Origin of the sequence: Halomonas cerina, from assembly GCF_014192215.1 — a bacterium.
In the GTDB taxonomy this organism is placed as follows: Bacteria; Pseudomonadota; Gammaproteobacteria; order Pseudomonadales; family Halomonadaceae; genus Halomonas; species Halomonas cerina.
In genome coordinates this window covers 193720-202819 of sequence record NZ_JACHXP010000007.1, presented here as the reverse complement: position 1 = coordinate 202819, position 9100 = coordinate 193720, and the positions used below count along the sequence as shown (strand labels likewise).

Annotated in this window: 4 protein-coding genes; all 4 read right to left on the bottom strand. The window is 56.8% G+C overall.

Annotated features, from left to right (window positions below; translation table 11 throughout):
- Window positions 1-71: 71 nt before the first annotated feature.
- The 4 genes from FHR94_RS09215 to FHR94_RS09200 all read right to left on the bottom strand — a co-directional run bounded on the left by FHR94_RS09215 (window position 72) and on the right by FHR94_RS09200 (window position 9076).
- Window positions 72-1226: a hypothetical protein gene (locus FHR94_RS09215; RefSeq protein ID WP_183325372.1), complete on the bottom strand. Its 1155-nt coding sequence runs from the start codon at window positions 1224-1226 to the stop codon at window positions 72-74.
- Window positions 1227-1255: 29 nt separating this feature from the next.
- On the bottom strand, window positions 1256-5698 hold the full coding sequence (locus FHR94_RS09210; RefSeq protein WP_183325371.1) for a DUF6603 domain-containing protein: 4443 nt from the start codon (window positions 5696-5698) through the stop codon (window positions 1256-1258).
- Between the two features lie 36 nt (window positions 5699-5734).
- Window positions 5735-6925, bottom strand: coding sequence for a ComEC/Rec2 family competence protein (locus FHR94_RS09205; protein ID WP_183325369.1), 1191 nt, complete (start codon window positions 6923-6925; stop codon window positions 5735-5737).
- A gap of 81 nt (window positions 6926-7006) precedes the next feature.
- Window positions 7007-9076 (bottom strand): tail fiber domain-containing protein, encoded by a 2070-nt coding sequence (locus FHR94_RS09200; protein WP_183325367.1) that lies wholly within the window; start codon window positions 9074-9076, stop codon window positions 7007-7009.
- Window positions 9077-9100: the final 24 nt, after the last annotated feature.

Here is a 9100-nt window from a genome sequence, read left to right as displayed (position 1 = left end):
CGTGGTCGGAGATCTCGTAGCGTCCTGCCATGGGTCACCTATGCTGCTGCGGCATAGGTGACATTAGCAAATTAGGGTTTTCGGACAAAGCCTAGGGCGTCTGCCGACCTCACCGGTCCCGGCCAGTCCCGGGAGGATCCGCTGCCGGGCAGCAGAGGGCCGCGATACCAGGAAACCAGCGCTTCGCCGTTGCGGAACTGGTGAGGCAAGGGAACGAAGCCGGAGGCCAGAGTGGATTCGGCCACTCCCTTCGGCGGCAGACGAAAAACGCCATGGTCCAACTGCAACAGGACCTCCCGAAATGTCTTCTTCCATTCTGCTATCTTCAGCAGGGCATCACGGTAGCTGGACGGCACATCACGGCCTAGTTGCTGCTTCACGGCTTCAAGAAAGGCCGTGCGTCCCGTGATCTCCACGTCCTGCAGCTGTTTCAGCCCCTGAAAATCCGTGTCGGGCACCGAGTCTTCCAGTTTGCTCAACACCTCGGGGGTCAGCAGGTACCTGCGCAGACAGGAGAAGCGCCAGTGCTTCAAACAAACCAGGCGGATGCTGGTCTTCCCCTGGAAGGTTGGCTTCCCCGCCCCGCTGTTCTTGTAGCCGCCTTCCAGTGAGACCAGATAGGCCGTGCTGGTCACGCCCTGGGCGGGCACCCGGTTGGCGATGACCACGGCCGTTTCATCGCCGGCAGGACTCCTACGCACATGCGTAAGCAGCTTGAGTTCCTCGACACTCGGCAGGACCTTCGACAGCAGTGAGAGCGGCAGATCGATGACCATCGCGCTGTCATCCGGGTCCTCGCCAGGGGCGATCGAAAAGCCCGGCAGCGTGGTCTGCAGTTCGCGCAATTTGATGTTCTTGCGCTGGACCGGCTCAGCCTCATCGAACACCAGCAGCGCCAGAAACGGGCTTTCTGGGTCATTCTCATCCGCATTCCGTTCCCAAGGCAGGGTGCTGCGTTTGAGACTGATGTGCGGAAGGATGTTGCTGTGATCCAGCAGACTGCCCTCGGGGGGAAACACCGCGTCGATGTCAGCGGGTTTTAGCAGAATGCGCTCGCCGCCCACGGTGACATCCAATCGACCGAAAAACCGGTTGCCGGTGCGCAGCTTCTTGCTGTGCGCGCTTTCGATGGTCTGCTCGATCTCGATCGAATAGTCACCGGCCGTCAGACTCGGCAGGTGGAACTGCACGAATTCTAATCGACGTGGAGAGTTGTCATCAGCCATGGTGTATTGGAATCTTCCAGGTCAGGGGGTCAAGCCGTCGCTTCGCTCAAGCGCGGTGCGACGACGAAGGCATCGGCAACGGCTTTGTCGGGAAACACCGGCGTGCCGAAGCCCAGCTGCCGCAGGAGTTCGGTCCGTTCCGACTGCACGGTTTCGATATGCTTACGCAGATAGTCCCGGCGTTGCGCCTCTTGATCAGGGGCATTCAGTGGAATAGCGGCGGGCGGTTCAGCGTCAGAGAGATCCGACCATTGCCAGCTGTTCGGCAGGGTATCCATGCTGAAGCGGAACTTGTCCTCTGGGATGAACTGCGGTGACTGGTGGGGGGGTGTCGGCGGCAGTCCGGTGATCTCGAAACCGCAGGCCACTTCGTCGATCAAACGGTCGCCGTTCAAGGAAGGCAGTACCGACTGCCCCCACAGGGCCGTGGGAACGCTTTTGTTCACCGCCGATATCGTGAACTGGTGGCCGACATGGTCCTTCTCCTGCTTGATCGTCAACACTACCCGGGAGTCCGTGTCCCCGATACTCATGCCCATGGGGCCCACTCCCCAGTTCGTATTCGAGCCGTCCAGGGCCAGCGGCTGATCATCGGCGCTGTCGTCGGACAACCGCAGCTTGGCCGACTTGAACGGAATCAGCGAATCAATGCCGAGCACACATCCCTTGGGACTGATCACGAACCTGGCCTTCTTGCCTTGGCCTGATTTCTTCTCCAGGCCGTCCTTGACCGAGACTCGACAGATATCGCTCGACGTCGGCGGCAGAAAGGACGCGCGAAATTCCTCCCATTTGATCGGCTGCGGCGGCGTCAGGGAACTCGCACCGAAGGCGACATGGAAGGTCACGATCCACAGATGCACACGCGCCGTACCGGCGAAATCGGGGCCCCAGATGTGCAGATCCGCACCGACGTCCACCGTGATGTGATGGGTGCCGAAGAAGTGGTAGGTGTAGGACACACCCACGTCCACGTAGATCCGCGCATCGTAGTGATAGGGCTTCCAGGCCAGCAGAAAATCGGCGCCGGCGGTGAACCAGGCGCGCAGATTGCCGTCCTCCCATAGCGCGTTGAGGTGTCCGCCAGCCATCACCGCCGAAGGGACCAGGGCGAAGTAGGCATCGCCCTTGATGCTCAGCTTGCGACTCACCACCCAGTTGAAACCCAGACGGTCGACGCAGGGATAATGGGTCGGCGGCCGATAGCTGGGATGATATCCTCCCAGGGTCAGGGCAAAATCCCCCTCATGCTTGCCGGACAGCCAACTGTAGAAGGCGAACCCACCGGTCAGATGACAGCTCTTCGACAGCAGGTAGGAGGCCGGCGTGAGCTTGGCCTCGACACCGAGGAAACCCACCTGGGGATCGAAGCTGGCTTTCAGGGCGAGCTGGACCTCCGCTAGCGGCGTCACCCCGGCCTGGGTGTTCCCGGGCAGGACCAGCGTCGACAGGCCCAATAGGTCCAGCTCTAACCGCTTGCCGAAACTGACCATGAGCAGCGCGAAGGACTTGATCAACTCGAACGAGGTGAAGCGGATGCCCACCGCCAGGAAATACTCGCCGCTGGCCGGCGGAATATAGCTGTGCAGCGTACGGATCTCGGTGGCGATGTCGATTTTCTCGTCGGGCACTCCAGCGACTGCCTGGGCCACCAGCGGAAACTGTTTCACCTGGTCGATGGACGGCGCCTTCAAGGCGCGATTGAAGCCGAAGCCCGCGGCCAACCCGGTCACGAAGAAAAAGGTCGGACCGCCCAATGGGGCATCCAGCACCGCGTAGATGAACATCGACGGGTGCCCCTGGTAATCGGCATAGGAACCGATCGCGGACAACGACACCTGTTTGGCCCGGATAACGGCGGCGCCGTCGTAGGCCGTGTAGGGACGGTGGTTGTCGTCGAGCAGCTGTTCCTTGAGGAAGGCCCCGCCGATCTCGATGGGGTCTTTGCGGAAATCCAGCGCCAGCCCCGTCAGGTCGAACGATAGGTCGATGGGCTTGAGCCTGGTGCTGGCCTCCAGGCCCAGCAGCGACAGCGAGAGCCCACCCACCGAGAATCCGCCATCGAACAGAAAGCCCAATTCGCCGTTCTCGAATTGGATACCCACGCGCTGAAACTGCAGCGGGCCGAAAGATTTCTGCAGGTTGAACCAGCTGATCTTCTCAGCCGGCGCATCGTCCGTGCCCGGCATCGGAGCCGGCGCCCGGGCGGGACCGGCCAGCTCGCCGTTGTGCAGGCCCACCGGCAGCGAAGCCGGAACCGTGGTGCCGCCGATATTGAGCTGTATGTCCAGGGTAACTCCCTTGGACAGGCTGGCCGGCAAGGGGATATCCTGCCCACCGATCAGGCCCTTGAACGCTTCGGTCTCGGCGGCGCCCAAATCCCCAGTGGCGATTCGCGGCTGGAAGGTCAGGCGCAGCGACTCTTCCTTGGGAATATACTTACCCACCAGCGGCAGAGCCGTAAGATCGGCGCCGACATCCATGTCCAGGCCCAGCAGCCACTTGGCGGCGGCGTTTTTCTCCCGGCCCTTGTAGTAACCGAGGAAGGCATCCTTGATGTCGAACGCCAGCCCCTGCGTGGCATCCAGCAGCGCCTGTTCCGTGGTCACAAGCCCCAGGATGTCGGCAACGGTGAAGGTCTTGCCCCCTGGGTTTTGGTAGTCGCCCCAAAAGACATCCTCAGATCCACCGGTTTCTATAGCCGCCTCGAACTCCAGTCCCGCGATACTCAGCGAACCGCTCAGGTGTTTGATGTACCGTCCGTCAACATGATTGAGGGCGATGTCAAGCGAGAAATCGGGCCACTTATCTTGAGTCAGATGTTCCAGGGGAAATTGTGTTTCGCAGGTAAGCGACAGATCGCTGTTCTTGGTGGCATAGCGAACAAAGAGATCCTTGACAACCAACTGGCTGATGAAACGAGGAAACTCGACGTTGAAATGATATTCCAGATCGCCAAGCAAAGTTTCCATTTCAAGCTGCTGGCCCGGAGCGGAGCCGCCTTCGAATATCCAGCCTTCATTAGCGGCAGGGTGATTCGCGCTCAACCGCAAGTCTTGGGCGTCCAGGGCAATTATCCCTTCAAAACTGCCGGTGACGCCCTGTGATTTCTGATAGTCAACGGCAAACACAATCTCTTCGATCGCCAAGGAATTCGTTCCCACGGGAATCTCCCAATCACCCCGTATGTCCATCGAACCAGAGTAAGACTCCGAAGGCTTGATGTTCACCTCCATGTCCACGATGCTCAAGTCGGGCACTGCCTGGATGCCATAACCGAATATCTGTGAAAAAAGCTCCCGCAAACGGATTTTCGTGCCTGTTTTTAGCGTCCCGCGAATTGCAAAGTCCGGATAGGACGCCCCCATTTCCAGGACCCCGTTCTCGCCGATGCCAATTTCACCGACGACGCCCATTTGCAGACCACCGCTCTTGAAGGGCGCGTACAGGCCGAAATACAGGTGCAATCCCTCCACTGCCAATATCGGGTTTCCAGCCACATCCTTGATGACATCCCAAGACCGCGTCGTATCGATACCAAGTCGCACGGAACGCAGTTTGTTGACTCCCTTTGGATCAATTTGAACAACAAGATGCGAAAGACGGATGACATCTTCCAAGTGGACTTCCGCGGGAATCAATGCCTTCGGATCAAGGCTGTTCAGAAATAACGCCAGCTCATCCAGCGTAGCGTCCACCAATTCCGTCAGTTCGGCATCAAACTGAATATTGTTTTCAGGATTGTACAAAAAGGCGCTCAGGGGAATCTTATAGGTCTTCCGTCGGGCTGGGAGCTCAATAAGTGCACGGAATTCCACGAATGACTCGGTTTGAACTGCCTTGATTTTGCTGTTTATTCGCGATTCTATGTGCAGCCACACATCAATCTTGCTTATCTCGAGAAACCCCAGGGAAACCCGAGCAGCAAGAGGCGCCTTCAAGCTCATGTTAGGGGCGCCGTCCTGATAATCGATACTTCCTGTTAACCTAACCGTCGGAGCAGCAGCTGCCAAAAATCCATAGTTCCGCAGTCCGCCCGTCCCGGTCTGTAAGGTCCCATCGAAGGTCAAACCGATATTGATGTCCTCCGAAACACGATCACTGGCCAGATAAAGAAAAGTGGGTGACTCGAAGCGAAGCTCCTCCAGCAGACTATTCTCCAGCGACGGAAAACTCTTACCCAAATGCCAAGAAGTTAACGAAGAAGCCTTGATCTGAAAACGCAGATCATCCCCAACCCAAGTAAAGCGGAGTTCCACCGACATACCGGAAAACGGCGCATTGCCCCCTTCGCCAATCAAGGTCATGCCATCCGCATCATCCGCTTTGGACGTGATCGACTGGATCAGCAGCCGTTTCTCGGGAACACACTTTTCGATCAGCCGCGCTGCATCACCGGGGGCCAGTGCACTAGCCGGTATATCCAGCGTGTCGTCTTTATAATGACCCTCGATAATCGATTTATAATCCATGCGGCTCAACCTGAATGGAGAAACGATAAAATACGATTAAACATCGGCATTGCTTCTATCATATTCGATGGTTCCGAGCTTGCCTGTCGCGACTATTTCCAGATCGACGTCTTTTTGTTCATAGTGAGAAACCAGAACCCGCCTCATTTTTTTTCTTTTTTTATTGGGTTGCCGTTCCATTGTGGTCCACCAGCAATCAATGGTATTTCCCGGCCGAGGTATAAGACGCCGAGTGGCTTCAGGCAACGTGCTGTATTTTTGAATGGTTTCGTATCGAGGCAGTTTCAATGAAGAGCCACTATCTACCGCTGCACTTATTACTGCCCCTCGCGGATTCACGTGATTGACAAAACCTATACTTTTCACAGCGGGTTCAAGATCGTGAAAAGTCGAACAAGAAGATGACGTCAGGCTTCCATGATGGCCCATCTGTATCAACTCCAGGTTTTTTAGCGTGTCGCCATAGGTATCTTTTAAAAACTTTTCCGTATTGAAGGTGGCGTCGCCGCAAATCATGAATTTCTGGTTGCCGAAGACAATAAGCGTAACCACGCTGCCCCGGTTCTTGGCATCGGATTTGTCTCGGACATTCTGGTATTCCTTCACGTCTCCGGCCAGAAGGAACACTTCGCAAGGTTTGGCTCCTCTACCGGAGTCCGTTCCCTGAAGAATCTTGACAAATCCCATTGTCGTGGGATCAACGGATTTTCGGTGAATGGCTCCATCGCCGGAATTGGTCGCATTCGCAACATCATTGCCATTTAGACGGACGCCTTCTTGATTGATGGCAACGGCATAGCGTTGGCCCGTTACATTGGCAAAGTTTGTCAGCCAACTGCCAGCCCCACCTTCAGTATATCTAGCGAGGTCCTGGTAACTGTAATATACATTGACAATCTCTGGACCTTTTTCGAATAGAACACTGAAGAGCTCATTACAATGATCCTTATCCGGATGCGTCATCACCAACGCATCAATCTTGTTGTAGTTATGCAAATGACGATCAGCGTAAAGGGTATCAATGACTCCCTGACGCAACTGTCTAATTTGCGTGAGCTGATCGTCACGGCTTTGACTCCTGTCACGGCCGGTATTGTAGTCCGTATTCCAACGGGCAGTTCCGCAATCGATCATAAGGATTTTGCCATTGGGCAGCGAAACGACCGTGCAGTCACCTTGCCCCATGGAAACAAAGGAAATATATAGATTACCATTGCCGCGAGACATAGCACACCCACCTATCAAATACGATAAAAAAACCTACGCCTGGAATATGGTCGAAATTGCCAATTCATTTGTGGGCGTGACTTATGAAGTTTCGAATTCACGGATTTTCCTCTGCAACGCCTCGATCATCTTTTGCTGCTCCTTGATTGCTTCCACTAAAACCGGCACGAACTTCTCGTACTGCACGAGCTTGGCGTCTTGCCCCAGGGGCTGCATCAGTTCCGGAAAGAGCTTTTCGACCTCCTGGGCCACCAGGCCCAGCTCCCGCTCCCGACCGAAGCGCCCTTCCTTCCACTGAAAGGAGATGCCGTTGAGCGCGGTCAAGCGCTTTAGGGGATCGTCAATCGGCTTAACGTCGGTTTTCAAGGTGATGTCGGAGAGGTTCGTGTGGGTCGCCCAAACGGCCTTGCCTTTTTGGTAGGCCACGATATTGCCGTCATGCTGGACAGATAACGTGGTGCCCGAGACGTTATTGGTCAGGGATAGATTGCGGGTTTTGGCACCGAGACCAAGCCGACCCACGGTGTTGCCGCCATTGGTGAGCAGAGTCAGTGTCGGTGAATCGACTCCCTTGCCGTCGGTATCGGCTTCGAGCACCAGTTCGGTGGACGTGTTGCCGCCGCTTATCTCAAAGCGTTTGGCCTTGAAGTCGACGTTGTAGTCCCCCCACCCGCGGATATCCATCACCGGCACTTCCTCGGTCTTCGAGCCGTGCCTGCCGCGGATCTGCAAACCATTGACGACTTCGTCGCTGACGATGGTGTATCCGTAAGTTTCGTCGTTATGTCTGAACTTGACGCCCGCCTTGTGCTTGTTGCCACCGGAGGTCTTCAAGGCCAGATACTGATCACCATGGTGACTGAACTCACCCAGTTGGAGTTGTTCGGTAGGGTTGTCGGTTCCCATGCCGACGTTGCCGGAATCATCCAGCACCATTCGCACGGGCCCCGTGTCGTCTTGTTTGAACAGCAGGTTGCCCGCTCCTGCGCTGTTCTTGGCGCCGGTAGAGATAATGTTCCACGCTCGCCCGCCGGTGGAGCTGTTGTGAATGCGCATCCAGGTCCCGGTTTCACTGGAGCCGTCCATGGAGACCGAATAACGGGCCGGATTGAACACCTGTAGAGTGCCGGTCTCGGGTGCCATCCCGATGCCCACCTGCTTGCCGCGAACGACGATTGGCGACTTTTCGATCAAGCTGACGAAATGGCCGTCCCAATATCCCGGGACGTTCTCGTAGCGAATATGCACGTTGGTCAATCCCGCGGGATGGTCGGTCACGATATGGCTTAGCCGGATATCGAAGTATTCCCGAGCCTCCAACGTCGGCACCGGCACGCTCCATTCTGGGCTGCGGCCTTGATCACCGCCCAGTTTGTGTGCATCCAGCCATTGGGTACCGGATTGATACTCCACACCGATTCCCTTGACCTGCTCTGCGGTCCCCAGCGCCCACTCTTCATCGCCGCTGCCGACCTCGAAGAGGATGACAAACAACGAAGGGCGCTCGGCATCGGCGCTCGCGACGATGCGGTAGTCGTTGGACACATTGCTGACCCGCAGCAGCAGAGGCGGATTCACCACGCCGTTGTTCAATACTTGTCCTGATCCGACGATGCCGACATGCAAGGGGATGTTTCGCTTACCAAGATGGGTGACGATGTTCAGATGTGATTCGCGGAAGCCGCTGATCGCCTCGTCGGTGCCATGTACCTGAACGCCGTTGTAGCGGAGCATGACCCGGGTGCCCCGGCTTCCCAACCGACCGTCCGGATTGACGTTGTTGAGGGTGATGACCGACTTTGCGCCGACCGCCATACTGGCCGCCGGCAAGCTCAAGCGCAGGGCAAGGGTACCGTCTTCGTGCTTGTGGGTGACCAACCCGACCCCCTGCTCCTGCACCGACAACTTGGTCAGTTGTGCTTCGTTCAGCACACCAGGCCGGAACACCAGTTCAAACTGATGGGCGGGGCGGCCATCCGTCGAAGGCTCCAGCAACTCGAGATTCTCGCCGGACTGGTTGCGGATCTCCAGACGCAATGACTGGCCGACGGCTTCGTCGGTGATATACAGCGCATTCAGTTCCTGCTCGTTGAGCAAACTGAAATCCAGCGGCAGGGTCTTGCGGGTTTTCGATTGCAGGGGAGAATTCATGGCGTTAAGTGGTCCCGTTTGGAT